This window comes from Flavobacterium nitrogenifigens, from assembly GCF_003254565.1.
Lineage (GTDB): Bacteria > Bacteroidota > Bacteroidia > Flavobacteriales > Flavobacteriaceae > Flavobacterium > Flavobacterium nitrogenifigens.
In genome coordinates this window covers 254,228-280,863 of the sequence record NZ_QJRI01000177.1, presented here as the reverse complement: position 1 = coordinate 280,863, position 26,636 = coordinate 254,228, and the positions used below count along the sequence as shown (strand labels likewise).

Here is a 26,636-nt window from a genome sequence, read left to right as displayed (position 1 = left end):
TGATTTTGAAAAAAAACTATCTCGGTGAGCCGCGTTAGTGATAGAAGCGGCATTCTTTTGCGGGACTCGAGTGCCTCTCTCTTCCCTATGTCTTCTCCAGCAAAAGATACAATGGACAGCAGGGCCCGCCGCGGCGGGAAACGCCATTGGTATTAGAAACCTTGAGTTTAGAAGTGTTAAATTATAGTCAATTGTAGTCGTTAAATATTGATACTTTAGAGTTTTTGAATTTGAATGAGTATTTTTGTGTTTAAATTACTTTTTAAACATGAAGAAAAATATTTTATTGTTAGCGCTTCTTGCTGTTACAGGCTTAAGTGCACAACAACGTCCAAAGTTAGTGGTGGGTATAGTTGTCGATCAAATGAAAATGGAATATTTATATCGTTTTTCAGATGATTTTTCTCCAAATGGCTTTAAAAGACTAATGAATGATGGATTTACTTTCCAGAATATGCATTACAATTATATGCCAACTTATACTGCTCCTGGGCATGCTTCAATCTACACAGGTACAACTCCAGCAACTCACGGAATTGTAGGGAACGAATGGTTTAGCAGAACGCTTGGTAAAGAAACGTATTGTACTGACGATGCTGGTGTTAAAACGGTAGGTGACGGTACGCCAGAAGAGGGTGCTATGTCTCCAAAAAATCTTCAAAGTACTACCATTACTGACGAAGTTAGAATGGCCACCAATTTTACTGGGAAAGTTATTGGAATGAGTTTAAAGGATCGTGGTGCTATATTACCAGCCGGTCATTTTGCGAACTGGGCATTTTGGTACAGCAAAACTGGTTCTTTTATTTCTAGTACTTTTTATGGTGAAAAATTGCCAGAATGGGTTACCGAATTCAATAATGAAAAAAACTACTTAAAATACATTAATAAAGGTTGGGATTTATACAAGCCTGCCTCTGTTTATAATGAAAGTCTTCCTGATAATAATCCGTATGAAGGGAAATTATATGGAAGTGCTGCGCCAGTTTTTCCATACGATTTAAAATCTATGTATGAGAAAAATGATGCTGGTGTTATTAGAGCTACGCCTTTCGGAAATGATTTGTTAGCTGAATTTGCAAAAAGAGCTATAGAGAAAGAAGAATTGGGTAAAGACAATGTTACAGACTTTTTGACTGTTAGTTTTTCTTCTACAGACTATGTAGGTCACTTACTTGGTCCAAGATCTATGGAACTTCAAGATACTTACTTGAGATTGGATCAAACAATTGCTGATTTTTTAGCTTATCTTGATAAAACGGTTGGTAAAGGAAATTATTTACTTTTCTTAACAGCTGACCACGCAGGTGCTGAGAATGTAATTTACTTGAAAGATCGTAAATATAATGTAGATAATTATCCTTCAAAAGAAGTTAAGAAAAGTTTACAAGATTTTTCTACTAAGACTTTTGGTGTAGATTTAGTTCAAAATTATTCAAACTTTAATGTTTTCTTTAATAAGCAGATTATTAAGGATAAGAAATTGGATCTGGATAAAGTTAAAGATGCTTTTAAAAAGTTTTTAATTACTCAGCCACAAGTTAAAAAAGTTTATACAGAGGAAGAAATTTTAGCTAATGCTGGAAATGATTACGCTCTTAATTTTGTAGCAAAAGGCTATGATGTTACGCAAAATGGTGATTTAGTTATTGTAGATAAACCTGGAATGATTGAATATACTCCAACAGGAACATCACATGGTACAATTTATAGCTACGATACACATGTACCTGCTATTTTCTACGGTTGGCATATTAAAAAAGGTGAATCTTACGATAAGAAGGCTATAACTGAGATTGCTCCAACAATAGCGCAAAAGATTAAAGTTACTTTTCCAAATGGTACAGAAGCGAAAGTTATGACTGAAGTTCTGGATAGTAAAAAATAAGAAAATATAAAGCTTTGAAAACCTGTCTTCGTGACAGGTTTTTTTATGCCTTGAAAAAAGGCTTTTCAATTAAGAAAAGCCTTTTGTAATAGTGATTTAGTAAGCACTTATATAAGTATTAGCACTATGCGTTTGCTAATACTATTTCTTCATTAAAAGGAAGATTCCAAGCTTCTGCAACTCCTTTGTAAAGGATTTTTCCATTAGCTACGTTCAATCCTTTTTTCAATTCTTCATTTTCTGCACAAGCTTTTTCCCATCCTTTGTTTGCTAATTGTACAGCATATGGTAAAGTTGCGTTTGTTAAAGCTAAAGTAGAAGTGTAAGGAACAGCTCCTGGCATATTAGCTACACAGTAGTGAACGATATCGTCAATAATGAATGTTGGATTTTCGTGTGTTGTAGGAGTACAAGTTTCAATACATCCTCCTTGATCTACAGCTACGTCAACAACAACAGTTCCTGGACGCATTAATTTAAGCATGTCACGAGTAATCAAGTGAGGTGCTTTTGCTCCTGGAATTAAAACTGCACCAACAATTAAGTCAGCATCTTTAATTGCTCTTGTGATATTGTAATGATTTGACATTTCTGTGTTTACGTTTGCTGGCATGATATCATCCAATTGACGCAAACGAGGTAAACTTAAGTCCATAATAGTAACTTGAGCACCTAATCCAGCAGCCATTTTAGCAGCTTGAGTTCCTACGATTCCTCCACCTAAAACTAATACTTTTGCCGGCGGAACACCTGGAACACCTCCTAAAAGAATTCCTCTTCCTTTTAATGGTTTTTCAAGGTATTTAGCTCCTTGTTGAATTGCCATACGACCAGCAACTTCTGACATTGGAACTAATAATGGTAAGCTTCTGTCTGTTTTTTCTACAGTTTCGTAAGCTAAACAAACAGCTCCTTTTTCTAACATTGCATGCGTTAATTCTTCTGAAGAAGCAAAGTGGAAGTAAGTGAATAATAATTGATCTTTTTTGATCAATGGGTATTCAGAAGCAATAGGCTCTTTTACTTTGATGATCATTTCAGCGATAGCATAAACTTCTTCAATAGTTGGTAAAACAACTGCACCAGCTTCAGCATATTCTGTATCAGCGAAACCACTTCCTAAACCAGCAGTAGCTTGAACATAAACTGTATGTCCGTGTTTTTTCATTTCAGAAACACCTGCAGGAGTTAAGGCAACTCTGTTTTCGTTATTTTTTATTTCTTTAGGAACACCTATTATCATTTTGTTATATTTTTTTGTTTTTATTGAATTTGTTTTTATTGAATTTGTTTTACAAATCTACAGATAGAGAATAAATTATGGTTTAATGCTGAATAAATAAGAAAATATTATTTTATTTTTTACTTTTACAGAAAAATATTCTGTTTTGAAGCAAAATTTATTCTTCAAAAAGAAAAAATGACTAATTCGGACTAATTTTAATAAAACGTTTTCGTTATGGCTTTAGATGAAATTGACAAAAAAATCCTACGCCTTTTACAGGAAGATGCGCATTATACTTTAAAAGACATCGCAAACAAAATAAATTTGTCTTTGACACCTGTTCATGATCGTGTGAAACGCCTTGAAAAAGATGGTATTATCGAAAAATATGTGACACTTCTTGACAAGAAAAAACTTGGGAATAATTTGACGGTTTACTGTCAAGTTACGCTGACAAAACAGACTTATGATACTTCGGAAGGATTTAATCAATCGATTTTGAATTTGCCAGAAGTTGTCGAATGTAATTATGTTTCGGGGAACTTCGATTATATGCTGAAAATTATAATTCCTGACATGGAAAGCTATCATCATTTTCATCAGAAAAAATTATCAGTTCTGCCTGAAGTTTCTTTAATAAATACTGTTTTTGTTATTTCGGAGGTAAAAAGTACTACCGTTCTTCCTATTTAAATTAAAACAAAAAACCATCAAGAAAATATTGATGGTTTTAAGAAAAAAAGTTAGTTTGGTTGAATTAATAATAAGTATAACGTCTTACTTTGGCAATATATTTTGCTAAACGAATAACTTGATGACTATATCCATATTCATTGTCATACCAAATATATAGCACTATATTTTTTCCATCCTTTGAAACAATTGTAGCATTGCTGTCATAAATAGATGGAGCAGAAGTTCCAACTATGTCAGACGAAACCAATTCGTTATTCAAAGAATATTTGATTTGCTCTACCAGTTCTCCTTCAAGAGCATATTTCTTCATGATTTTATTGATTGCGGTAATTGATGTGGCTTTTTTAACTTCTAAATTTAAAACAACAAGAGATCCATTAGGAACAGGAACACGAATCGCATTTGATGTTAATTTGCCTTCCAATGTTGGCAAAGCTTTTGCCACAGCACTTCCTGCGCCAGTTTCGGTAATAACCATATTCAAAGCTGCTGCTCTACCTCGACGGTATTTTCTATGCATATTATCAACCAGATTTTGGTCGTTGGTGTAAGCATGAATGGTCTCTAAATGCCCTTTTACAACACCAAGAGTTTCTTCAACCACTTTTAAAATTGGAGTAATCGCATTTGTTGTGCAAGATGCGGCAGAGAAAATATTTACTTCATCTGGATTAAATTCATTATGATTTACACCATGTACAATATTCGGGACACCTTTTCCAGGAGCAGTTAATAAAACTTTACTCGCTCCATTTGATGTTAAATGTCTTTTTAATGCTTCTTCAGTAGTAAACGCTCCAGTATTATCAATTACCAAAGCATCATTAATTCCGTATGTAGTGTAATCAATTTCTTCTGGAGAATTGGCAGTAATGATATGAACGGTTGTTCCGTTTATAATTAAGGCATTGTTTTTTGGATCGGCTATTACAGAGCCTTGAAAATCTCCATGAATTGAGTCATATCGCAATAGAGAAGCTCGTTTCTCTAAACTTGTTGCTTCATTTTTATCACGGGTTACAATTGCTCTCAGGCGCAATTGATCTCCTTTTCCAGTTTTAGACATTAGTTCTCTCGCCAATAAACGTCCAATTCTTCCGAAGCCATACAAAACAATATCTTTTGGTTTGATTTCTTTTGAAGATTTTGCCTTTTTCAATTTTTCAATAACAAAATATCTCGCATCAGGATATTTTTCATCTTCTAAACGATATTCATAAGTTAGTTTTCCTAAATCTATTTTTGCTGGTGGAAGATCTAAAGATAAAACGACTTTTGCGATTTCAACCGAATCAAAAATGGTGATTGGTTTGCCTACGAATTCACCAGCATATTGGTGAAGATTGATAATATCGCTGACGTTTTTATCCAATAATTGATTCTTGAATAAGACCATTTCGATTGACTTGTCATACCATAAATCGCTTATGACTTTAATTAATTCTACACCGGCTTTTCTTCGGTCGACTTGTAATGATACCTCTTTTTGGTACAATGATTTGTTACTCATAATTGAAAAAATAAAATGCTCACTATTTTAAAATTTTGCGCAAAAGTATCTATTTCAATCGATTTCGTAAACTATTTTAGCATTTATTTTTGAAAATAAAAAAGCCACCTTATTTTATTAAGATGGCTATTTTTGAAGTTTTCAGTCGCAGTCACAGTTTACAGTTTTTAGTAACTGAAAACTGTGACTGAAAACTGCGACTTAAATAATTATTCTGAAAATCTCTCCATTTCTGTTGATCATTTCAATTCGAACGCTTTGTCCTTCGTCTTTTTTACTTAAAAGTTTAGAAACAGTTTCAACGTTTGTTGCTTTTACATTATCAATGCTAAGAATAATATTTCCTAGTAATTCGTTTTGATATTGCATTAAATTCTCATTGCTGATGTTTTTAATTTTAACACCATAATCAATTCTGAATTTTTTCTTGTCAGCTGCATCGATGTTTTCTAATTCAATTCCTTTAAATTCAGCGCTGTAAAACTCATTTTTACTTAAAGTTACAGGAACAGTTTTCGTTTTTCCTTCTTTAATATAAGTTACTTTTACAACATCGTTTGGACGTTTTGTATTGATGTAACCTGATAGATCTGCATAAGTAGCGATGTTTTGATCATCCAATTTTACGATAATATCACCTTTAGTTAAACCAGCTTTTTCTGCGCCTGAGTTTTTAGAAACTCTATTAATATAAAATCCTTGCGTTTCTGTTACTCCCAATTCTTTAGAAGCTGTAGCATTCAATTCGCCTCCTTCAACCCCAAGAATACCTCTTTGAACATTACCGTATTCCATAATATCCTCAATAATTTTTCGGGCAATATTAGAAGGAACAGCAAAAGAATATCCAACATAAGAACCTGTCATAGAAGAAATCATAGTGTTAATTCCGATTAATTCTCCTCTTGCATTTACCAACGCTCCACCGCTATTGCCTGGGTTTACGGCAGCATCAGTTTGTATGAAAGATTGGATTCCGCTTTGGTCTAAATTTCTAGCTTTCGCAGAAACTATTCCAGCAGTTACAGTAGAAGTTAAGTTGTAAGGATTTCCAACTGCCAATACCCATTCTCCAACTTTTACATTATCTGAATTAGCGAAAGCAGTATAAGGAAGTTTCTCATCAGCATTGATTTTTAAAAGGGCAATGTCCATTTTTGAGTCAGTACCAATTAGCTTCGCTTTGTATGATTTTTTATTGTTTAAAGTAATTTCGATTTCTGTAGCGTCTTTAATTACGTGATTATTAGTCACAATGTATCCGTCTTCAGAAATAATTACACCAGAACCAGTTCCTACTTGTTCTTGCTGTTGCTGTCCGCCGTACCCGTAGAAAAACTCAAGCATTGGATTGCTTACAGTTCTCCTCGAAACATTTTTTACGTGAACAACAGTGTGAACGGTTTTGTCTGCGGCTTCGGTAAAATCTAGTATTTCGGCACCTAAACCAACATTTTTTCCATAAGAGTTAGGGGCAAGAGTTACAACAGAATTTCCTTTTCCAAAAAAAGAATTGTTGCTTTCAAATAATAACTTGTAAGCACCAAGAGTAATAGCACCACTTAATAATGACACTAAAAATAAGGCTGAAAATCTTTTCATGTTAGAATTTATAATTTAAGTTATTAGAAATTTATGTTTTTAATATTTAACGTAAAAATACTTCAAAAAATTATTTGGAAAAATGGTTTAACTCTCTTTAACAATGATTAACATTTCATTAATTAATAGTTCGTACTTTTGTATTTCTAACAACTAAAAAATGCAAATAGAATTTTATAAATATCAAGGTACCGGAAACGATTTTGTAATGATTGATAACCGTTCCAATTTCTTTCCAAAAGACGATGTAAAACTTATTGAACGTCTGTGTGACAGACGTTTCGGAATCGGAGCAGACGGATTAATTCTTTTAGAAAATGATTCTGAAACTGACTTTAGAATGGTGTATTATAACTCTGATGGAAATCAAAGTTCGATGTGCGGAAACGGCGGTCGTTGTCTTGTTGCTTTTGCTAATCAATTGGGAGTAATTGATGACAAAACAACTTTTATCGCAACCGATGGATTGCATCACGCTTCTGTAAATGCCGATTCAATTGTTTCTTTACAAATGATCGATGTAAACGAAATTCAGAAAAAAGATTCTTATACTTTCCTAAATACAGGTTCACCGCATCATGTTCAAATTGTAGATGATTTGGAGCATTATAACGTAAAAGAAAACGGAGCTGCAATTCGTTACGGTGAATTATATGGAGAAAAAGGTAGCAATGTCAACTTTGTAAAAAAAGTAGATAATGATACTTTTTCTTTAAGAACCTACGAAAGAGGTGTTGAAGACGAAACTCTTGCTTGCGGAACTGGAGCTACAGCGGTTGCGATCGCCATGAATGCAATTGGAGAAACAGATAAAACTTCGATAAACTTAAATGTTGAAGGAGGAAAATTGGTGGTTTCTTTTGATAAAGATAATGATGGTTATACAAATGTATTCCTGACTGGTCCGGCCAAATTCGTATTCAAAGGAACAATTGAGATTTAATGTTAAATCCCAAAAATTTAAAATCCAAATTCCAATCGAGATCTAAAATCTAAAATATCGAAATGATAACATTAAAAGGAGATTCAATTTATTTGCGGGCACTTGAACCTCAAGATTTAGAGTTTATCTATTCTATAGAAAATGATGAGAATATCTGGGAAGTTAGCAATACGCAAACTCCTTATAGCCGTTTTTTGATTAAACAATATTTAGAGAATGCCCATCAGGATATTTATGAGGCAAAACAGCTTCGTTTGGCGATTTGTCAGGATGAAGATTTTCCTGCTATCGGATTGATTGATTTGTTTGAATTTGATCCTAGAAATAATAGGGCAGGGATTGGCATTGTCATTCAGAAAGAAGAAAATCAAAGGAAAAACATTGGTTCTGAGGCTTTAGAGCTTTTAATTAAATATTCTTTTACTAACTTAAACCTCCATCAATTATATGCAAATATTGGCGTGCAAAATGTAGCGAGTATTGCACTTTTTACTAAATTTGGTTTCAAGAAAATCGGAATAAAAAAAGACTGGATTTTGTATCATAACCACTATCATGATGAAGCAATTTTTCAGTTAATTAACAAACAAATTTAAATTTTAAGCTTTGAGTCTAAAAAAAATAATCACAATAAGTGCCGTAGCCATAATTTCAGTTTTATTGATTTATGGTTTTATATTAATCAGTAAAATATTTAGTTCTAATACTAAATTTGAAGAAAAAGAGGTATACGTTTATGTGCCGACAGACGCTAATTATGCTGATGTAAAAAAGATATTAGCACCTTATATCAAGAATTTTGACAACTTTGAAATGGTTGCCGAAAAAAGAGATTATCCGGAAAACGTAAAATCAGGTCGTTTTCTTTTAAAGAAAGACATGAACAATATCGACTTAGTTCGTGCAATGCGTTCTAATATTCCAGTTAAGTTGGTTTTTAATAATCAAGAACGTTTAGAGAATTTTGCAGGAAGAATTGGAAAAGAAATTGAGGCTGACAGTTTATCATTATTGAAAGCTATCAAAGATTCTACATTTTTAGCTGCAAACGGATTTAACGAAGAAAACGTTTTTGCAATGTTTATTCCAAATACTTATGAGATTTATTGGAATACATCGGCAGAAAAGTTCCGTGATAAAATGATTAAAGAATATCATAATTTCTGGACAGCTGATAGAATCGCAAAAGCAAAAGCACAAGGTTTAACACCTGTACAGGCAACAATTTTAGCATCAATCGTTCATAAAGAATCAGTTAAAAAAGATGAAAGACCTCGAATTGCAGGAGTTTATTTAAACCGTTTACGTTTAGAAATGCCATTGCAAGCAGATCCAACCGTTATTTATGCTTTAAAATTAAGAGATAACGATTTTGATCAAGTTATAAAAAGAGTTTTTTATAATGATTTGGTAATGAGATCTCCATATAATACTTATGTGAATAAAGGACTTCCGCCAGGACCAATCGCAATGCCTGATATTACAGCTCTTGAAGCGGTTTTAAATCCAGAGAAGAACGATTATATCTATTTCTGCGCAAGTGTTGATCGTTTCGGATATCATGAATTTGCGGCGACATTAGCAGAACATAATGTAAATGCAAAAAAATATTCTGATTGGATAGCAAGTCAAGGGGTAACTAGATAATTTTATTTATCCATTAAAATATTAAGAACCGAAGTAAATTTTACTTCGGTTTTTTTGTTGTTGTTTTTGATGTAAAAATACTTCTAGAATTGAAAAATTGTGAAATTATGATTTTGGATATTTTTTAGGTTGAAGTAATAAAAAAATAAACATTTTTTAATCTTGAATTTTATAAAATTCGAAAAGTGACTTTCAAGATTTGTATAAAAATCCATGAGTTTATTGTAGGAAAAAACCTTCTTTTTAATGAAATTTGCTTAAAATTTATATAAAAAGCGATTTTTTTTGACTCCATATTTCAGTTTTTAGGGTCAAAAAAATAAGCTTCAAATCTTTCGGAAACCATTATGATAACTGGGATTAAAGTGATTTACGTTTTTACGTAAAAAACGCTAATCTGTTGATTTTTAGCATATTTTTAAAATAGCTTATCTTTGCAGCGTAGAAATTTCAAGAGGGTGACAGCGTCTTGAAGAAAAACAATTTATGATAAAGAAATGGTATTTTTATGCGAGTTTAGTCGTTATTATTACATTTTTAAGTTTGGGATTTATTCCCTCTAACCATGAAACCAAACCTTGGTTTTTAATTGAAAAAACAGATGGATCAGAATACATTTTTCCATCAAAAGAAAAAGATGATTATCCTAAAATCGCAAATGTCCCATTTACAGGAAATCGTCTAATAGGATTTAAAGAAGCAGTCGCTTTTAAAGAATCACAAGGGCAGTACAGATTAGTAAACACTCTTGGTTATATGGGTAAATATCAATTTGGTTCTAAAGCTTTGAGAGCAATTGGAATTAATGATAATAAGGCCTTTTTAAAAGATCCTGCTCTACAAGAAAAAGCTTTTATGGCTTTGTTAGCCAAAAACAAATGGATTTTACGTTACGAAATCGAAAAGTATCAAGGTAAAGTCATCAGTGGTATCGAAATTACCGAATCTGGAATTTTAGCGGCAGCGCATTTAGGTGGTGCAGGTTCTGTAAAGAATTTTTTCAAAAACAAAGGAAGCAGACATTTTAGAGATGCTTTCGGGACTTCCTTGAAAAGCTACATGAGAGATTTTGCAGGTTACGATCTTTCTTTTATAGAAGCAGATAGTAACGCAACAGTAAACGACTAAATTGAAAGAGGTTGTTTCGCATCAGTGAAACAACCTCTTTTTCTATTTTTTATTCTTTTTCATGTATAGTAAATCTCAATCCACAACTTTTTTCTCATCATTGATAACTGAAAACCGAGACTGAGACTGTAAAACTTAATCTATTAGAGCTTCTAAGATTTTTATAGCCGCTTCACTTATTTTAGTTCCAGGTCCAAAAACGGCTGATGCACCCGCATCAAACAAGAATTGATAGTCCTGAGACGGAATAACACCGCCTACAATTACCATTATATCTTCGCGTCCATGTTTTTTTAGTTCTTCTATTACTTGTGGTACCAAAGTTTTGTGCCCTGCTGCCAATGAAGAAACTCCTAAAATATGCACATCATTCTCAACAGCTTGTTTTGCCGCCTCTGCAGGAGTTTGAAATAATGGGCCTATATCAACATCAAAACCTACATCGGCATAGCCTGTTGCAACCACTTTTGCACCTCGGTCATGACCGTCTTGTCCCATTTTGGCAATCATAATTCTAGGACGTCTTCCTTCTTGTTTTGCAAAAACATCTGCTAGTTGTTTTGCTTTTTCAAAATTCTCGTCATTTTTTATTGCTGCACTATACACTCCGCTAAAAGATTTAATTTGTGCTTTAAAACGGCCAAAAACAGTTTCCAATGCACTACTGATTTCGCCTAATGTTGCTCTGTTTCTAGCGGCTTCAACTGCATTTTCTAGTAAGTTTCCTTGTCCTGTCTGTGCACAATGGATTAATTTTTCTAGTGACTTATTTACTTTCTCAGAATCTCTGGTTCGTTTTATTTCTTCAAGACGTTCGACTTGCTGTTTACGAACCAACTGATTGTCCACATCTAGAATATCCAACGGATCTTCTTTTTCTAAACGATATTTATTTACGCCGACAATAATATCTTGCCCGCTGTCTATTCTTGCTTGTTTTCTTGCGGCAGCCTCTTCAATTCGAAGTTTCGGAATTCCAGCTTCAATGGCTTTGGTCATTCCGCCCAATTCTTCTACTTCTTCAATTAATTTCCAAGTCTTTTCTACGATGTCATTGGTTAGACTTTCAACATAATAACTTCCAGCCCAAGGATCTACCGTTTTAGTAATTTTGGTTTCCTCTTGAAGAAATATTTGCGTGTTTCTCGCAATTCTAGCGGAGAAATCTGTTGGAAGTGCAATTGCTTCGTCTAAAGCATTGGTATGGAGAGATTGTGTTCCTCCAAAAACCGCTGCAGAAGCTTCTATACAAGTTCTCGCCACATTGTTAAATGGATCTTGTTCTGTCAAACTCCATCCGCTGGTTTGGCAGTGTGTTCTTAAAGCCAGAGATTTATCGCTTTTCGGATTAAACTGTTGTAATAGTTTTGCCCAAATCATACGACCGGCCCTCATTTTAGCTATTTCCATAAAATGATTCATGCCGATTGCCCAAAAGAAAGATAATCTTGGAGCAAAATCGTCAATGGTCATTCCTGTAGATAATCCAGTTCTGATGTATTCTAAACCATCTGCTAAAGTATAAGCTAATTCAATATCAGCTGTTGCTCCGGCTTCTTGCATGTGATAACCAGAAATAGAGATAGAATTGAATTTTGGCATTTTTTTGCTGGTAAATTCAAAAATATCAGCAATTATTTTCATAGAAGGAGTTGGAGGGTAGATATAAGTATTTCTAACCATAAACTCCTTTAAAATATCATTCTGGATTGTTCCTGCCAGTTTCTCTGGACTAACGCCTTGTTCTTCTGCAGCAACAATGTAAAAAGCCATAATAGGTAAAACGGCTCCATTCATGGTCATGGAAACCGACATTTCGTCTAACGGAATCTGATCGAAAAGCACTTTCATGTCTTCGACAGAATCAATGGCAACTCCAGCTTTTCCAACATCACCAACCACTCTTTCGTGATCAGAATCGTAACCGCGATGCGTTGGAAGATCAAAAGCGATGGAAAGTCCCTTTTGGCCCGCAGCTAAATTTTTTCTGTAAAAAGCATTGCTTTCTTCTGCGGTAGAAAATCCGGCATATTGGCGAATAGTCCACGGACGGCGTACATACATTGTTGCGTATGGCCCTCGTAAATTTGGTGCAAAACCAGCTCCGAAATCAAGAAAATCTAAATCTTCGATATCTTTTTCAGAATACGTTTTTTTAATTTCGATTCCTTCGGCAGTAGTAAAGTTGTTAGAACTAGAATTAGCTTCGGGTTCCTGACTTTTAACTTCTAGCTTTATATTTTTAAGGTCTTTTCTCAATTTAAATATGGTTATTTAAGTTCGATTAAATCTCTTTTGATTTCTTCTAAAAAGTCATCGATGTTAGAGACATCATTTGGATTTTTTAAATAATCTTTTGTTCTTTTTATAACTTGATCAATTTGCCACTCAGGAATTTTGTATTGAAATTCAGTTATTGAATCGTTTTCAACTGATATTATTTCATTAGGTCTTTTCATAATACTTTAGTTTAAATTCAAAAACTTATCTCTTAATTTTATTCAAGCTCCAATCTTTCCTGCTCCATTTTCTCTGCCAATCTTTTTTCAATAATTGGTGTAATTAATGTTTTTCTTGGTTTGATTTTTACAAAAGGAAACAATTCTAAATCATGTTTCATTCGGTCTTCTTTGTTAGGGTATTTATTTGTGCCTAATAAAATTTCTTTTTTAGAATCGAACAATTCCTGCTCTTTAGTGGCACTTTCTTGAATCTTCTTTTTGATGGTTCCATCATTTAAAAGTTTCAAGAAACCTCCATTGGCTTCAATATCTTTAAATAATGCTAAACTTTTTTCCGCCAACTGCATTGTTAAACTTTCGATATAATAACTTCCATCAGCTGGATTATCTACTTTGTCAAAATAACTTTCGTGTTTTAAAATCAAAAGCTGATTTCTTGAAATTCGATCTCCAAATTCATTGTCTTTGTGATATAATGCGTCGTAAGGCAAATTGGCAATTGCATCTGCACCACCCAAAATTGCCGACATGCATTCAGTTGTGGTACGAAGCATATTTACATTATAATCGTAAATGGTTTTATTTCGCTTTGTTGGCGTTGCCAGTATATGACATTCGATTTTCGAATCGTATTCTGCAGCAATTAAATCAAAAAGCATTCGAAGCGCACGAAGTTTCGCTATTTCGAAAAAATAATTTGTTCCAACAGAAACCTGAAAAACAATAGATTTTGCTGTACCAGAGAAACGATTTAAATATTCATTCGCATGCGCTAAACTATAGGCAATCTGTTGCGTAATATTGGCACCTGAATTTTGATACAAACCCAAATCTACACTGAGCAGATTTAAATTAGTTGTGTTCTTAAAAAGTATATCTAAGGTTTCAAAATTATTTTTCTCCGAAGTGGTAAACCAATTTCCTTCTCGTGCCAATTGTCCGATTGGGTCAAAATTGCAGTAAAAATTAGCTTTTTTCTGAATTGAAATAGTGTCTAATTTTTTAACGAAATCGATTGAGATAAAATTGAAATTAAAGTAAACGGTTTTATTTTCTAAAGGAAGATTTTCCAATAGTTTTTGAACATCAATTTTATCATTTTCAATTGTAAAACGAAGACTTTCTGCACCTCTTTCTAAAGTATTTAAAGCTCGTTCGATCGATTTTTCTATATCGAAAACAAAAATATTTTGGCAGATTTTAAAATCTGAGGCTTGAGTATTTACATTTGCTGCTTTTGTAAACTCATCACTGTGATAAAAAGGTTTTACCTGAATATCTTCTGGCGAATTCCAAATAACAGTTTGATTGTAATCGGCTCCATCTAATTCAAACTGAATTTTTTGTTTCCATTGTTTGGATGAAATCGGATTAAAATCGTCGAATAGGTTAGTGGCCATTGTAGTTTTTTTGATTATTCTTTTTCTTGAATTGTGTCTCCTTCAAATTGTATGATATAAATATCCTCGCTGTCTTTTTTCATAAAATACTTTTCGCGAGCGTATTTTTCAATTTGTTCTGGATTTTTGAGCTGTTTAATCTGTTCCTGATCTTTTCTGATTTCCTCTTGATAATACTTTTTATTATCCTCAAGTTCATGTATCTGTTGATCTAGAAAACGATGATCAAAATAAGAGTAATTGTCTAAAAATAACATCCAAACGATAAAAAACAGCAAAACCCAAACGTATTTGTTTCCAAGGTATTTGAACCATTTTTTGTCTTTGTATGGATTTTTAAATTTCATTTTAAACGAATATTTCTTTTGAATTTGTTATTTCTAGCCCCGATAGAAGTGAAAATCCTTTTGTGTCTCGTTTCTTTAACGAGACACAAAAGATTGCAACGAATAGCGGGAATCAGCTTCTAATTATTATGGTTTAAATTTACGATAAAAATTATGAAATACGCTGATTAATTACAGCCCGAACTACATCAATTGCTACTGTATTGTATTTGTCATTTGGGATAATAATATCTGCAAATGCTTTAGTGGGTTCTATAAATTGCTCATGCATAGGTTTTAAAGTAGTTTGGTAACGGTTTAAAACCTCGTCAATGTCACGTCCACGTTCAGAAATATCTCTTTTTAAACGACGAATTAATCTTTCGTCAGAATCGGCATGAACATAAATTTTGATATCAAAAAGCTCACGCAATTCTGGATTTGTCAAAATTAAGATTCCTTCAACAATCATTACCTTTCTAGGATGAGTGGTAATTGTATCATCAGTTCTGTTGTGTTGAATAAATGAATATACAGGCTGATCGATAGTCTCTCCAGCTTTTAAAGCTTTTAGATGTTTTACCAATAATTCAAAATCAATGGCACGAGGGTGATCAAAATTGATTAATGCTCTCTCGTCAAAAGACAAGTTATGGTTTTCTTTATAATACGAATCTTGAGAAATTACGCCAACTTCAGTGTCTGGTAATTCGTTCATGATTTGGTGTACAACCGTTGTTTTTCCGCTTCCAGTTCCTCCTGCAATTCCAATAATGAGCATAAAATTTTTGTTTGATATTTGTTTGGCAAAAATAATAATTTAACTGAATCGCTAAACATTTAAAATAATTTAACCATATAAGTAATGTAAGTAAATTTAAGCAATCAGATTTTTAAACATTTTTTTACTTCATTGAACTTATATCACTTATATGGTTAAAAAGCATAAAAAAATCCCGAAAGTAAACCTTCGGGATTTTGTGCAATCAGTATAGTTTAAAAAAATATTCTGAATTTAGTAAGCACTTGTAATTATTTATTCTTTTTTGCTTTTATCATCATTTCAAGCTGATCCCAAAGTTCTTCTGGAATTGCTTCTAATAAATTGAACTGTCCAGCACCTTTTAACCATTCGCCACCGTCAATTGTGATTACATCTCCATTAATATATGAAGAGAAATCAGAAACTAAATAGGCAGCAAGATTTGCTAGTTCTTGGTGATCTCCAACTCTCTTTAAAGGTACTTTTTTAGCCATATCAAATTTCTCTGAAAGATCTCCAGGCAATAATCTGTCCCAAGCACCTTTTGTAGGGAATGGTCCAGGAGCAATTGCGTTAGAACGAATTCCGTATTTTGCCCATTCTACAGCAAGACTTCTTGTCATTGCCAAAACTCCCGCTTTTGCCGTAGCACTAGGAACAACATAAGCAGACCCTGTCCAAGCGTAAGTGGTTACTATATTTAAAATCGTTGCCGAAGTTTGTTTCGTGTCAATCCAGTGTTTTCCAAAAGCAAGCGTACAGTTTTTAGAACCTTTAAGTACGATATCTATTACAGTATCAAATGCATTTGCGGATAAACGCTCTGTTGGAGAAATGAAATTTCCTGCTGCGTTATTTAAAAGAACATCTACTTTTCCGAAAACTTTTAAAGTTTCCTGAAGCATGTTTTCGACTTCTTCGTAATGGCGAACGTCACATTGAAGAGGAAGACATTTACCTCCAGTTTGGCTTTCCAGTTCGGCAGCTGTAGTTTTTAACTTCTCTAAATCTCTAGAAGTTATGGCTACTTGAGCTCCTAATTCGAGAAAATATTTGGTCATAGCTTTGCCTAAACCGCTTCCGCCGCCTGTAACGACAATGACTTTGCCTTTTAAAGCATCATCACGTAACATTTTATCTGTGTAGCTCATATTTTTTCTTTTTTTTACAATATTAATTAAATAAAATAGGATGCACGCATAATAATGTTATAAAATTTCAATAAATTTTATATTTCACATAATTTTTTTGCTGCAGACTCAAGTGTAGAATCGTCTTTGGCAAAACAGAAACGAATTAATTTTTGGTCTTTATGATCTGAATAGAAAGTTGAAATTGGAATTGCCGCAACACCATGATTTATAATCAGATTTTTGCAGAAAGTAACATCGTCTTCATTTGAAATATTGGCATAAGAAGCGACTTGAAAATACGTTCCTTCGCAAGGTTTCAATTCAAAACGGCTATTTTGGAGTAGTTTCTGAAAATAATCTCGTTTCTCTTGATAGAATTTTCCAAGGAGATTTGTGTCTACAATATTTAAATATTCACTTAGGGCTATTTGTGAGATACTATTTACGCTGAAAACCAAAAACTGATGTACTTTTTTGATTTCTATCATTAGATGTTCAGGCGCGACTGTATATCCAATTTTCCATCCTGTTATGTGAAATGATTTTCCAAAAGATGAAACCATAATACATCGATCTAAAAGAAAACTTTTTGTATGTGCCGAAATATGTTTTTCCTCGTATGTGATGTATTCGTAAACCTCATCGGATAAAACCAATAAATCAGGATATTTTGAAAGTAGTTTTTCTAGCTGAATAAAATCTGAATCTGATAGTATTTTTCCTGTTGGATTATGAGGGTTATTAATGATAATCATTCTGGTTTTTATAGAACAGGCTTTTTCAATTATTTCCCAATTTGGAGTATAATCGTCATTTAAAGCAATTCTTATAGGTTTAGCTTTGCATAGCAAGATTGGAGATTCATAAGAGTCAAAACTTGGATCAAGCATAATTACTTCATCATTCTCTTTTATTAAAGCCAGAATAGAAGTGAAAATTCCCTGTGTAGCACCAGCTGTAACTAAAAGTTCTATATCAGGATTTACAGACCTTTTATATGAATTAAAAAGCAGTTTAGTAATTTGATTCATCAAAGGTGGATAGCCTGTTACAGGTGTGTATTGATGAACATTTTCTTTGGCTAATCTAGCGACAATATCAGTTAGCTTTTCATCGACAGGAAAATTTGGAAATCCTTGTGAAAGATTTATTGCATTATATTCGGCTGCCATTTTTGACATCACCGTAAAGATGCTGGTGGTTACATTTGGAAGTTTGCTCATAATTGGTATTTGTAGAAATTTTATTATAAATGTACTTGTTTTTTTAAGCAAATTGGAGTTTTTTTATTTTTTGATATAAAAAAAGTGTTAAACAAACGGGACATGCTATCAAAACAGTTGTTTAGGGTTTTTCTGGCAATTGTTTTGTTATATAATTTCTCCTGTTAGTTTAACTACAGGTTTGATAATTTCATTGTCTTTTTTGATTTTCAGATTGTATTCTTTCTGTTTGATGTCACCTTGTTCTTGAGTATACGTAAATTTGTTTTTACTATTGTATATCCGGGGTATTTTGAATATATCGCGTAAATTGCTTTGCCATGAAGTTTTACGTTTTTATAACTTTCAATGATACTGGTTAATTTTTTGTTTTCATTATAGGTTGCAGATAAGGAGTTATTTTGAGGATTCTATGACTACTAAGTACAAGTTGATAACCTTCATAATCTTTTCTTAAATTGTAAGAAATAATCTTTTTTTGAAGTGTTTTTGCTTATTGATCTAGATTTCTGTTTGGTAAGTAAATCGAGAAATCCTTTTCTATACTTTTAATTATAACGGCTGTTAAAGCAGTTATTTTATTTCTGCATTTTTTGGGTTGGAGTTTTACCTTAAGAGTAAGAATTTGTCTTGAGATAAAAATTGTAGGTCAGTTATGTAGACCTACTTTTAATTCTTTGCAAAAGATTAATCGCATTGTATTCAGCTGCCATTTTTGACATTACCGTGAAAATGCTTGTGGTTACGTTTGGGAGTTTGCTCATGCTAAAGTTTGGTTAAGGAAAAACTTATGAGTGTTATACTTGCTAATTTATTGTTAGTGGTATTGAGTATAAAGCTCTAACTTTTTTGCCTTTAATTTCTCCAGGAATCCATTTTGGACACTTTTTTAAAACTCGAATTGCTTCAGCTCCTGTGTTATAGCCAGCATCTCTAAGGATTTTTATATCTGTTAATGCGCCATCTTGTTCAACTATAAACGTTGCGTAAATTTTTTTCCCTTTTAAAGCAGTATATTCTTCATCGGAATAATGAAAATTGTTATAGAAAAATTTGTTGAATTTCTCTATTCCTCCAGGAAAATCTGGTTTTACATCTAAACCTGCAGTGTTATAAATTGTTTTGTCGTCATTTTTTATAGCTAATGAAGAGGGGTTAGGCTCATCTACTATTAAATCTGTGTCAGTGTAATTACTAGTATTAACTTTAACAATTGGTATTTCTGATTCTTTTGTTTGTGAAGCTTTTGTCTTAGAATTATTTTTAGTGCTTTGTGAAAATCCATTTTGTACAAAACAAATTAAAACAAGGAGAAAAATCTTTTCCATTGTGATGGTTTTAGAGTTAGTTTTTACATTTTATGAATAATAAAAATCGCAGGACGTTTATCTAAGTCAACTTTTAACTTTTTCCAATCCGCAACTTTCAATGTTTTGATGAATTCTGTTGGTAAAGTAATATCTGCCGCAATACAAAGATGTGTTGCAGGGCTTAAAATCTGTAAAAGGTCTTCAATCAGTTTATTATTTCTGTACGGAGTTTCAATGAATAGTTGCGATTGATTTTTATCATAAGATAATTTCTCAAAATGACGAATTGCCGACTTTTTCTCGTCTTTATCAATTGGTAGATACCCATTGAAAGTAAAACTTTGGCCATTCATTCCAGAAGCCATCATGGCTAGTAGGATAGAAGAAGGGCCAACCAATGGCACAACCTGAATTCCCTTTTCGTGTGCCAATTTTACAATTGCAGCACCAGGATCTGCAACTCCTGGACAGCCAGCTTCGCTCATTAATCCCATGTTTTTTCCTTCTAATAAAGGTTTAATGAAATCATTATGTTCGCTAGTTTCTGTTCTTTTGTTTAAAGTAAAAAGAACCAATTCAGATTGTTTTTTTTCTGGATAAACTGCTTTTATAGATTTTCTTGCAGTTTTGTCGTTTTCAACAATATAGTGGTCGATAACTTCTATTGTTCTTCTAACAGTTTGAGGTAAAACATCCATCGGATCGCTTTCGCCCATTGTGGTTGGAATTAAATATAGTTTTCCGAAAGATTTCATAATGTGTTTTGTTTAAAATTAAAAAATTCAATTATCTCTTTTTTAGAAACAATTGAATTAGATTAGGAGTGTTTTTTAAGAAGCTGATCTGCAATTAAATCAGTTACTTCGTCTAGCATTTGGTAAACGTTGTCAAAACCGTTTGCAGAGCCGTAATACGGATCTGGTACATCGACGTTTTCATTTGGAAATAATTCGTTTAAAATCAAACGAACTTTATTTTTATGTTCAGGAGTTTTAGCTAAATGGACAACATCGCGAAAATTAGAATTATCCATCACATAGATGTAATCAAACTCATCAAAATCAGAGACTTTTATCTGACGTCCTTTTTGTGCGCTGATGTTGATTCCGTTTTTTCTCGCAACTTCTATAGAACGTTTGTCGGGACAATGACCAATATGCCATGAGCCTGTTCCGGCAGAATCAACAAAGAATTTATCTTCGGGTAGTTTAGAAGCAAGAATTCCTTCTGCTAAAGGAGATCTGCAAATATTTCCTAAACATACCATTAAGATTTTTACAGGCATGGCGCGTCTTAAAGCGTTAGTTTTTTATTGATGTCTTCAACAAACTTTTTAAATTGTTTGTCTGTAGAAACTAAGTTATCGACTGTTTTACAAGCGTGAAGAACAGTTGCATGATCGCGATCTCCAATTTGTGAACCAATATTAGCTAAAGATGCTTTAGTGAATTTTTTAGCAAAGAACATCGCTAGTTGTCTTGCTTGAACAACGTGCCTCTTTCTGGTTTTAGATTGAAGTGTTTCAATATCCAACTGGAAATAGTCTGAAACAATTTTTTGGATATAATCAATAGAGATTTCTCTCTTTACGTTTTTAACAAATTTCTCTACAACGCTTTTTGCTAGCTCGATCGTAACTTCTTTTTTGTTGAAAGAAGATTGAGCGATTAACGAAATAATAGCGCCTTCAAGTTCTCTAACATTAGATTTAATGTTTCGAGCAACATATTCTAAAATATCTTCTGGCATTTCTACACCATCGCGGTATAAAATGTTTTTTAAGATTGAGATACGAGTTTCGTAGTCAGGCTGATGTAATTCTGCAGACAATCCCCATTTGAAACGAGATAATAATCTTTGCTCGATATCCTGCATATCAACAGGAGCTTTATCAGAAGTTAAGATTACTTGTTTTCCGTTTTGGTGTAAATAATTGAAAATATGGAAGAATACGTCTTGCGTTCCTGATTTTCCAGACAAGAACTGAACGTCATCAATAATCAAAACATCGATTAACTGATAAAAGTGAATAAAGTCATTACGATTATTCTTTTTAACAGAATCAATGTATTGTTGCGTGAAAATCTCAGCAGAAATATATAAAACGGTCTTTTCCGGATACTTATCTTTTACTTCTACACCTATAGCATGCGCTAAGTGTGTTTTTCCTAAACCAACTCCTCCAAAAATCAACAACGGATTAAATGAAGTTCCCCCTGGTTTGTTGGCAACTGCCATACCAGCAGAACGAGCCAAACGGTTTGAATCTCCTTCTAAGAAATTATCAAAACTGTAGTTCGGATTTAACTGAGACTCAATTTTTAAATTTCTAATTCCAGGAATTACAAAAGGATTTTTAAGTTCAGGATTTAAGTTTTTAAACGGAGCGTCAACCTCTTGCGGTTTCATTGGCACTCTGTTGGCACTTGGCAGCTGCTCGGTAAACGGCTGTTTATTGCCATAAGTGTTCTCCATTTTAATTTTATAGAGTAACTTTGCGTTTTTTCCCAGTTCTTTGGTAAGCGCAACTTTCAATAATTTTACGTAATGCTCTTCGAGCCATTCGTAGAAAAATTTACTCGGAACCTGAATGTATAATGCGTTATCGGTTAGCTCAACTGATTTGATTGGTTCGAACCAAGTTTTATATGCTTGGTCTTGAATATTATCCTTTATAAAGGACAAACAGTTTTCCCATACCGATTGAGCAGTTTTAGTCATAGATTCAGATAAATTTTTATTATTGTTATAAAGATTCTCCTAATAAAAGTGGAGCAATTTTATTCCGTATTTCGGGATAACAAATATGTGAACAAATTTCTGTAAAAAAAAATATTTCGGCATCTAATTTTATAAAAAAAAGTTGTAATGAGGCTTTTTAAATTCGAATTTTTTTAATATTTTATAAATGAAAAATCACCAGACTCAAGTGCGAGTTCGTTACTCAGAAACAGACCAAATGGGAGTTGTTTATCACGGAAATTATGTGCCTTATTTTGAGATTGGACGCGTGGAATGGCTTAGAAATAAAGGGGTTTCGTATAAAAGCATGGAAGAAAGCGGAATTGGTCTTCCAATTGTCAACATGAATATCAACTACAAAAAATCGGCACGATACGATGAACTTTTGACAATTCATACCACATTCAAAAGTCACTCTTCTGTGAAGATCGAATTTGACTGCGCGATTTACAATGAGGCAAATGAGTTATTAACAACTGCGACGTTTATTTTAGTATTTGTTGCGTTAAAAACTGGTCGTCCAACAGCCCCTCCGGAATACATTTTAGACATATTTAAAACACTTGATGAAAAGTGTTAAAACAGCTTTCTTTTTGATGTTAAATTATATAATTTTAATATCAATTTCAAACATTAAATCAAAAATGCTGAATACCGTTTCGGCATTTTTTTTTCGCGTTTTGGTCACAATTTTGCCAATTGGCAATCCAGAAACTTCATCCATTTCCATTTCTTGAGAGACGATTTCTAATTTCTTTTCTTTGATCACACGCATCACTTTATTCATGTTTTTGTAATCAAATGAAATTAAAAATTCGACATCAATAGTTTTTTCAATAATCTCGCAAACTTCTAAAGTTTGTTGAGCAGTTGTTCTGTAAGCTGCAATTAAACCACCAACGCCTAATTTTACCCCTCCAAAAATACGAACCACTACAACTAGAACGTTGGTTACACCAAAAGATTGTATTTGTCCGTAGATTGGTGCTCCTGCCGTGTTGCTTGGTTCGCCATCATCATTGGCACGATACGAAATTTTATTTCCCACCCCCAATTGGTAAGCATAACAATAATGCACCGCGTGCGGATGCTGTTTTTTGAGTTCTTCTATAATGGGTTTTACTTCATCTTCATGATCTATTGGAAATGCGTAGCCAAAGAATTTACTGCCTTTTTCTTTAAACAGTATTTCTTCAGATACAGTTGCAATAGTTTGATAAGTGTCGTTAATTTCCAAATGCTAAGCTTTAAGTTTTTTTGCCACGAATTACACAGATTTCCTCGAATTTCAGTTTTAATTTTTAAGCCAATTCAATTAGTGGAAATTTGTGTAATTCGTGGCAACATACTTTTGAATCCTTTTAATCAGTATATCCCGATAGCTATCGGGAGTGGCTAAAATATTTTTTTATAATAATCCTTTGCTAAATAAATCTACAACGTCTTCTTTTCCAACTTGAAGATTCCAGACTTTAATTCCTAAAGTTGCAGCACTGTCTGTGTTTTCAGTTTTATCATCAACAAATAAAGTGTTTTCGGCAACGAGATTGTTTTGTTCAAGAACAAATTGATAAATTTTTGGGTCCGGTTTTCTCATTCCGATATCAAAAGAAAAATAAACTTTTTCAAAACAAGCATAAAAATCTTTGTAAAAAGAAACGCCGCTTTTTGTTTCGAATGTGTTGATGTGAATAGAATCGGTATTGCTTAAAAGAAACAAGCGATATTTTTTTGATAATTCCTGAAGAAATTCCAGACGATAAAAAGGGAAATCTGCCAAAACAGCATTCCAAGCTTTCAAAATATCTTCTTTATTAGCATTTGGCAATTGTTTTTGAAAACCTCCAACGAAATCTTCTGGAGAAATAGCGCCTACTTCAAAAGAAAGATTTAATTGATCTAATTCGTTATTCCATTCTTTCATTCCTAGTTTTTGTAAACCAGAAATCGTGGCAGGTTTGTCTAAATTGATGAAAATATCTCCAAAGTCAAAAATTATCGCATTAATCATAATTTCTAATCTGTATTAATTCGTCGCTTAAAATGTTGGTTTTAATAGTGCTTTTTCTTGAAATTTCTGGCGCTTTCGTGCCTTTTTCAAAACTTGTTTTTCCAATAAAAATTCGTGCTTCGTCCCAAAGATTTTCATCAATAAAAGATTGAAGCGTTTGTCTTCCGCCTTCAATAATTACCGATTGAATTTGATTTTGGTATAAAACATCTAAAATCTGAGGTACAATGTTTTTGTTAAAATCAATTGTCTCAAACTGCGTATTTTCTTTTGATGACTTTTCTGCTTCACTAGAAAAAATGATAGTTCTCACGCTGTCATCAAAAATAAAACTGTCTTTATCAATTCTATTATTTCGATCTAAAACAATTCTTTTCGGATTGTTTCCGTCCCAATCTCTAGCATTCAATTTCGGGTTATCATCAACTACAGTTTGTGTTCCGACCAAAATGGCTTGCTCTTCAGTTCTCCATTTATGAACCAATTGTCTAGAATATTGATTCGTAATCCAAATTGGTTTTCGATCTTGATCAATTGTTTTCTCAGGAGCTAAAAATTCGTCTTGACTTTCGGCCCATTTTAAAATGATATAAGGTTTTTTTTTCTCATGAAAAGTAAAAAAACGCTTATTCAGTTCGTTGCATTCATCTTCTAAAACTCCAACTGTAACATTGGCGCCAGCTTCAATTAATTTCAAAATGCCTTTTCCAGCTACCTTTTCATTAGGGTCAACCGTTCCAACAACAACGTTCGGAATTTCATTTGCAATAATCAAATCACAGCAAGGAGGAGTTTTGCCAAAATGACTGCATGGCTCTAAGCTTACATAAATTGTAGCCTTTTTCAATAGCGATTTGTCTTTTACAGAATTTACGGCATTTACCTCTGCATGTGGCTCACCAGCCTTCTTATGCCAGCCTTCGCCAATAATTTTGTCCTCATAAACAATAACGCTACCAACCATTGGATTCGGATATGTTGTTCCAAGTCCATTTTGTGCCAGTTCGATGCAGCGTTTTATATATTTTTCATGTATATTCACAGTGCAAAAGTAGTTATTTTTGAGTTTATGGCTAAGTTAAGGAACTATAGAAAAAGTATATTTACTTTTGCATGTATAATGATTTAGAATAAAAAAATGGTAAATTGGCAAATACGAGCAATTAAAAAAGAAGACAATCAGGCAGTTGCGAGTTTGATACGTTTTGTTTTTGATGAAATGGAGATTCCTAAAGTAGGAACTGCATATGAAGATCCTTATCTGGATTTGATGTTTGAAGAATACAGTAAGCCCAGATCGGCATACTTCGTTGTTGAAAATGATGGAGAAATTGTAGGTTGTGCAGGAATTGCACCTTTAGAAAATGGAGATCCGGAAATTTGTGAATTACAGAAAATGTATTTCCTTCCGAAAAAAAGAGGTTTGGGAATTGGGACTGAAATGATGGAAAAATGTCTAGAACAAGCTAGAGCTTTTGGTTTTAAAAAATGTTATATCGAAACCATGCCATTTATGCATGCGGCACAAAAACTGTACAAAAGATCCGGTTTTGAGTATTTAGATGCTCCAATGGGATGCACTGGGCATAATTCTTGTCCTGTTTGGATGCTGAAAGTTTTGTAGTTTAATGTAATAAATTTAAGCCATCAAGACTTATTGAAAGATAAAATGTCAGTTTTTTGGCTGATGTGAAAATGCTCAAAAAATAAAAATGAAAATTAAACAATATCGTACCCAGTTCATTAAAGAATTATCTCCTTTTTACGATGCGTACGAAGCGGAAAGTTTTTTTTATTTAATTCTAGAAGACAAGCACAAACTTCGTCAGATTGATTTAGCATTAAATCATGAATTGGCTTTTGAAGAGAATGATTTTATCATCTGGGATGAAATATTAAACCATTTAAAGAGAGAAGTTCCAATTCAGTATTTATTGGGTAAAACACATTTTTACGGTTTAGATTTTGAGGTAAACGAAAATGTTTTAATTCCGAGGCCAGAAACCGAAGAATTGGTAGAATGGATTATCAATGAAAATGCAAGTCCAGAAAAATCAAAAAAAATAAAAATTTTAGACATCGGTACGGGAAGTGGCTGTATTGCCATTTCTTTAGCTAAAAATCTGCCTAATGCAGAAGTTGTTGCTGTTGATGTATCTAAAAAAGCAATAGAAACAGCAAAGCGAAATGCAGTAAGAAATAATGTTGATGTAACTTTTGTGCTTTTGGATATTTTGAAAGAAGAAGAATTAAGATGTCAATTTGATATTATTGTTTCGAATCCGCCTTATGTTAGAAATTTAGAGAAAGTAGAAATCAAGAAAAATGTTCTGGATTACGAACCGCATTTAGCACTTTTTGTAGAAGATCATGATGCTTTGATTTTTTATAGAAAAATTGCTTCATTGGCGAGAAAAGCTCTTTTTGGAAAAGGAAAATTGTATTTCGAAATCAATCAATATCTTGGAAAAGAAATGGAGGAGCTGCTCAAAGGGATGGAATATAAAAATATCGAATTGCGAAAAGATATTTACGATAACGACCGAATGCTGAAAGGGAGTGTTTAAAGTAGTCAGTGTTCAGATTTTTAGTGTTCAGTTTTGGCTTGCTAAAAAACTTAATTTAGT

The 26,636-nt window shown here is 33.0% G+C and carries 26 protein-coding genes; 9 read left to right on the top strand and 17 right to left on the bottom strand.

What is annotated here, in order from left to right:
* Positions 1-268: 268 nt before the first annotated feature.
* On the top strand, positions 269-1,888 hold the full coding sequence (gene pafA, locus DM397_RS15760) for an alkaline phosphatase PafA (protein WP_111378445.1): 1,620 nt from the start codon (positions 269-271) through the stop codon (positions 1,886-1,888).
* Between the two features lie 124 nt (positions 1,889-2,012).
* On the opposite strand, the gene ald is transcribed toward pafA, so the two are convergent.
* On the bottom strand, positions 2,013-3,131 hold the full coding sequence (gene ald, locus DM397_RS15755; protein ID WP_111378444.1) for an alanine dehydrogenase: 1,119 nt from the start codon (positions 3,129-3,131) through the stop codon (positions 2,013-2,015).
* A 216-nt stretch (positions 3,132-3,347) separates the two neighbouring features.
* On the opposite strand from ald, the gene DM397_RS15750 reads away from it, so the two are divergent.
* The gene (locus DM397_RS15750; protein ID WP_008467950.1) at positions 3,348-3,806 is read left to right on the top strand and encodes an Lrp/AsnC family transcriptional regulator; all 459 of its coding nucleotides are present in this window, start codon (positions 3,348-3,350) and stop codon (positions 3,804-3,806) included.
* 64 nt (positions 3,807-3,870) lie between these two features.
* On the opposite strand, the gene DM397_RS15745 is transcribed toward DM397_RS15750, so the two are convergent.
* A complete protein-coding gene (locus tag DM397_RS15745) occupies positions 3,871-5,319 on the bottom strand; it encodes a glyceraldehyde-3-phosphate dehydrogenase (protein WP_111378443.1) in 1,449 nt (482 codons plus the stop codon).
* 201 nt (positions 5,320-5,520) lie between these two features.
* On the bottom strand, positions 5,521-6,921 hold the full coding sequence (locus tag DM397_RS15740; RefSeq protein ID WP_095931875.1) for a trypsin-like peptidase domain-containing protein: 1,401 nt from the start codon (positions 6,919-6,921) through the stop codon (positions 5,521-5,523).
* Positions 6,922-7,081: 160 nt separating this feature from the next.
* On the opposite strand from DM397_RS15740, the gene dapF reads away from it, so the two are divergent.
* The 4 genes from dapF (at position 7,082) to DM397_RS15720 (ending at position 10,639) form a co-directional block, all read left to right on the top strand.
* The gene (gene dapF / locus DM397_RS15735) at positions 7,082-7,864 is read left to right on the top strand and encodes a diaminopimelate epimerase (protein WP_111378442.1); all 783 of its coding nucleotides are present in this window, start codon (positions 7,082-7,084) and stop codon (positions 7,862-7,864) included.
* A 62-nt stretch (positions 7,865-7,926) separates the two neighbouring features.
* Positions 7,927-8,460 (top strand): GNAT family N-acetyltransferase, encoded by a 534-nt coding sequence (locus DM397_RS15730; RefSeq protein WP_111378441.1) that lies wholly within the window; start codon positions 7,927-7,929, stop codon positions 8,458-8,460.
* Positions 8,461-8,470: 10 nt separating this feature from the next.
* Entirely contained in the window at positions 8,471-9,511 is a 1,041-nt protein-coding gene (gene mltG, locus DM397_RS15725; RefSeq protein ID WP_111378440.1) for an endolytic transglycosylase MltG, read from the top strand.
* 486 nt (positions 9,512-9,997) lie between these two features.
* On the top strand, positions 9,998-10,639 hold the full coding sequence (locus DM397_RS15720; RefSeq protein ID WP_111378439.1) for a peptidoglycan-binding protein LysM: 642 nt from the start codon (positions 9,998-10,000) through the stop codon (positions 10,637-10,639).
* 135 nt (positions 10,640-10,774) lie between these two features.
* On the opposite strand, the gene scpA is transcribed toward DM397_RS15720, so the two are convergent.
* From scpA to dnaA, 11 genes are all read right to left on the bottom strand, one after another.
* Entirely contained in the window at positions 10,775-12,898 is a 2,124-nt protein-coding gene (gene scpA, locus DM397_RS15715; protein ID WP_111378438.1) for a methylmalonyl-CoA mutase, read from the bottom strand.
* Between the two features lie 11 nt (positions 12,899-12,909).
* Complete coding sequence (locus DM397_RS15710; RefSeq protein ID WP_111378437.1) at positions 12,910-13,098, bottom strand: hypothetical protein; 189 nt, start codon at positions 13,096-13,098, stop codon at positions 12,910-12,912.
* A 38-nt stretch (positions 13,099-13,136) separates the two neighbouring features.
* Entirely contained in the window at positions 13,137-14,501 is a 1,365-nt protein-coding gene (locus tag DM397_RS15705) for a methylmalonyl-CoA mutase subunit beta (RefSeq protein ID WP_111378436.1), read from the bottom strand.
* 14 nt (positions 14,502-14,515) lie between these two features.
* Positions 14,516-14,848: an FtsB family cell division protein gene (locus DM397_RS15700; protein WP_111378435.1), complete on the bottom strand. Its 333-nt coding sequence runs from the start codon at positions 14,846-14,848 to the stop codon at positions 14,516-14,518.
* Positions 14,849-14,999: 151 nt separating this feature from the next.
* The gene (udk, locus tag DM397_RS15695) at positions 15,000-15,608 is read right to left on the bottom strand and encodes a uridine kinase (protein ID WP_111363887.1); all 609 of its coding nucleotides are present in this window, start codon (positions 15,606-15,608) and stop codon (positions 15,000-15,002) included.
* 251 nt (positions 15,609-15,859) lie between these two features.
* Complete coding sequence (locus DM397_RS15690) at positions 15,860-16,741, bottom strand: SDR family oxidoreductase (RefSeq protein WP_008467969.1); 882 nt, start codon at positions 16,739-16,741, stop codon at positions 15,860-15,862.
* A gap of 77 nt (positions 16,742-16,818) precedes the next feature.
* Positions 16,819-17,946, bottom strand: a complete 1,128-nt coding sequence (locus DM397_RS15685) for a methionine aminotransferase (RefSeq protein ID WP_111378434.1) — start codon at positions 17,944-17,946, stop codon at positions 16,819-16,821.
* Between the two features lie 806 nt (positions 17,947-18,752).
* Positions 18,753-19,274 (bottom strand): energy transducer TonB, encoded by a 522-nt coding sequence (locus tag DM397_RS23940; protein WP_185957086.1) that lies wholly within the window; start codon positions 19,272-19,274, stop codon positions 18,753-18,755.
* Positions 19,275-19,297: 23 nt separating this feature from the next.
* Entirely contained in the window at positions 19,298-20,011 is a 714-nt protein-coding gene (locus DM397_RS15675) for an SAM-dependent methyltransferase (protein ID WP_111378433.1), read from the bottom strand.
* Positions 20,012-20,073: 62 nt separating this feature from the next.
* Complete coding sequence (locus DM397_RS15670) at positions 20,074-20,541, bottom strand: low molecular weight protein-tyrosine-phosphatase (RefSeq protein WP_111378432.1); 468 nt, start codon at positions 20,539-20,541, stop codon at positions 20,074-20,076.
* A gap of 8 nt (positions 20,542-20,549) precedes the next feature.
* Positions 20,550-21,977 carry a chromosomal replication initiator protein DnaA gene (gene dnaA, locus DM397_RS15665; RefSeq protein WP_095931847.1) on the bottom strand — a complete coding sequence of 476 codons (1,428 nt, stop codon included), beginning with the start codon at positions 21,975-21,977 and terminating at the stop codon, positions 20,550-20,552.
* A 187-nt stretch (positions 21,978-22,164) separates the two neighbouring features.
* Between dnaA and DM397_RS15660 the strand changes: the two genes are divergently transcribed.
* The gene (locus tag DM397_RS15660) at positions 22,165-22,578 is read left to right on the top strand and encodes an acyl-CoA thioesterase (RefSeq protein WP_111378431.1); all 414 of its coding nucleotides are present in this window, start codon (positions 22,165-22,167) and stop codon (positions 22,576-22,578) included.
* Between the two features lie 24 nt (positions 22,579-22,602).
* Here DM397_RS15660 and DM397_RS15655 read toward each other — a convergent pair whose 3' ends face one another.
* The 3 genes from DM397_RS15655 to ribD all read right to left on the bottom strand — a co-directional run bounded on the left by DM397_RS15655 (position 22,603) and on the right by ribD (position 25,051).
* On the bottom strand, positions 22,603-23,235 hold the full coding sequence (locus tag DM397_RS15655; protein WP_111378430.1) for an IMPACT family protein: 633 nt from the start codon (positions 23,233-23,235) through the stop codon (positions 22,603-22,605).
* A gap of 171 nt (positions 23,236-23,406) precedes the next feature.
* On the bottom strand, positions 23,407-24,009 hold the full coding sequence (locus DM397_RS15650) for an HAD family hydrolase (protein WP_111378429.1): 603 nt from the start codon (positions 24,007-24,009) through the stop codon (positions 23,407-23,409).
* Positions 24,002-25,051, bottom strand: a complete 1,050-nt coding sequence (gene ribD / locus DM397_RS15645) for a bifunctional diaminohydroxyphosphoribosylaminopyrimidine deaminase/5-amino-6-(5-phosphoribosylamino)uracil reductase RibD (RefSeq protein ID WP_111378428.1) — start codon at positions 25,049-25,051, stop codon at positions 24,002-24,004. Before ribD ends, DM397_RS15650 begins: the two co-directional genes overlap by 8 nt.
* A 96-nt stretch (positions 25,052-25,147) precedes the next feature.
* On the opposite strand from ribD, the gene DM397_RS15640 reads away from it, so the two are divergent.
* The gene (locus DM397_RS15640; RefSeq protein ID WP_111378427.1) at positions 25,148-25,633 is read left to right on the top strand and encodes a GNAT family N-acetyltransferase; all 486 of its coding nucleotides are present in this window, start codon (positions 25,148-25,150) and stop codon (positions 25,631-25,633) included.
* An 88-nt stretch (positions 25,634-25,721) separates the two neighbouring features.
* The gene (gene prmC / locus DM397_RS15635; RefSeq protein ID WP_111378426.1) at positions 25,722-26,576 is read left to right on the top strand and encodes a peptide chain release factor N(5)-glutamine methyltransferase; all 855 of its coding nucleotides are present in this window, start codon (positions 25,722-25,724) and stop codon (positions 26,574-26,576) included.
* Positions 26,577-26,636 lie beyond the last annotated feature (60 nt).

Excerpts from the sequence above, each read along its gene's own strand:
- DM397_RS15740 (WP_095931875.1), bottom strand. The coding sequence starts at position 6,921 with ATGAAAAGATTTTCAGCCTTATTTTTAGTGTCATTATTAAGTGGTGCT.
- ald (WP_111378444.1), bottom strand. The coding sequence starts at position 3,131 with ATGATAATAGGTGTTCCTAAAGAAATAAAAAATAACGAAAACAGAGTT.
- DM397_RS15650 (WP_111378429.1), bottom strand. The coding sequence starts at position 24,009 with ATGATTAATGCGATAATTTTTGACTTTGGAGATATTTTCATCAATTTA.
- DM397_RS15710 (WP_111378437.1), bottom strand. The coding sequence starts at position 13,098 with ATGAAAAGACCTAATGAAATAATATCAGTTGAAAACGATTCAATAACT.
- prmC (WP_111378426.1), top strand. The coding sequence starts at position 25,722 with ATGAAAATTAAACAATATCGTACCCAGTTCATTAAAGAATTATCTCCT.
- DM397_RS15640 (WP_111378427.1), top strand. The coding sequence starts at position 25,148 with ATGGTAAATTGGCAAATACGAGCAATTAAAAAAGAAGACAATCAGGCA.
- DM397_RS15700 (WP_111378435.1), bottom strand. The coding sequence starts at position 14,848 with ATGAAATTTAAAAATCCATACAAAGACAAAAAATGGTTCAAATACCTT.
- DM397_RS15675 (WP_111378433.1), bottom strand. The coding sequence starts at position 20,011 with ATGAAATCTTTCGGAAAACTATATTTAATTCCAACCACAATGGGCGAA.
- DM397_RS23940 (WP_185957086.1), bottom strand. The coding sequence starts at position 19,274 with ATGGAAAAGATTTTTCTCCTTGTTTTAATTTGTTTTGTACAAAATGGA.
- dnaA (WP_095931847.1), bottom strand. The coding sequence starts at position 21,977 with ATGACTAAAACTGCTCAATCGGTATGGGAAAACTGTTTGTCCTTTATA.
- DM397_RS15730 (WP_111378441.1), top strand. The coding sequence starts at position 7,927 with ATGATAACATTAAAAGGAGATTCAATTTATTTGCGGGCACTTGAACCT.
- DM397_RS15660 (WP_111378431.1), top strand. The coding sequence starts at position 22,165 with ATGAAAAATCACCAGACTCAAGTGCGAGTTCGTTACTCAGAAACAGAC.
- DM397_RS15670 (WP_111378432.1), bottom strand. The coding sequence starts at position 20,541 with ATGCCTGTAAAAATCTTAATGGTATGTTTAGGAAATATTTGCAGATCT.
- udk (WP_111363887.1), bottom strand. The coding sequence starts at position 15,608 with ATGCTCATTATTGGAATTGCAGGAGGAACTGGAAGCGGAAAAACAACG.
- DM397_RS15750 (WP_008467950.1), top strand. The coding sequence starts at position 3,348 with ATGGCTTTAGATGAAATTGACAAAAAAATCCTACGCCTTTTACAGGAA.
- DM397_RS15690 (WP_008467969.1), bottom strand. The coding sequence starts at position 16,741 with ATGAGCTACACAGATAAAATGTTACGTGATGATGCTTTAAAAGGCAAA.
- DM397_RS15705 (WP_111378436.1), bottom strand. The coding sequence starts at position 14,501 with ATGGCCACTAACCTATTCGACGATTTTAATCCGATTTCATCCAAACAA.
- DM397_RS15720 (WP_111378439.1), top strand. The coding sequence starts at position 9,998 with ATGATAAAGAAATGGTATTTTTATGCGAGTTTAGTCGTTATTATTACA.
- pafA (WP_111378445.1), top strand. The coding sequence starts at position 269 with ATGAAGAAAAATATTTTATTGTTAGCGCTTCTTGCTGTTACAGGCTTA.
- DM397_RS15745 (WP_111378443.1), bottom strand. The coding sequence starts at position 5,319 with ATGAGTAACAAATCATTGTACCAAAAAGAGGTATCATTACAAGTCGAC.
- DM397_RS15685 (WP_111378434.1), bottom strand. The coding sequence starts at position 17,946 with ATGAGCAAACTTCCAAATGTAACCACCAGCATCTTTACGGTGATGTCA.
- dapF (WP_111378442.1), top strand. The coding sequence starts at position 7,082 with ATGCAAATAGAATTTTATAAATATCAAGGTACCGGAAACGATTTTGTA.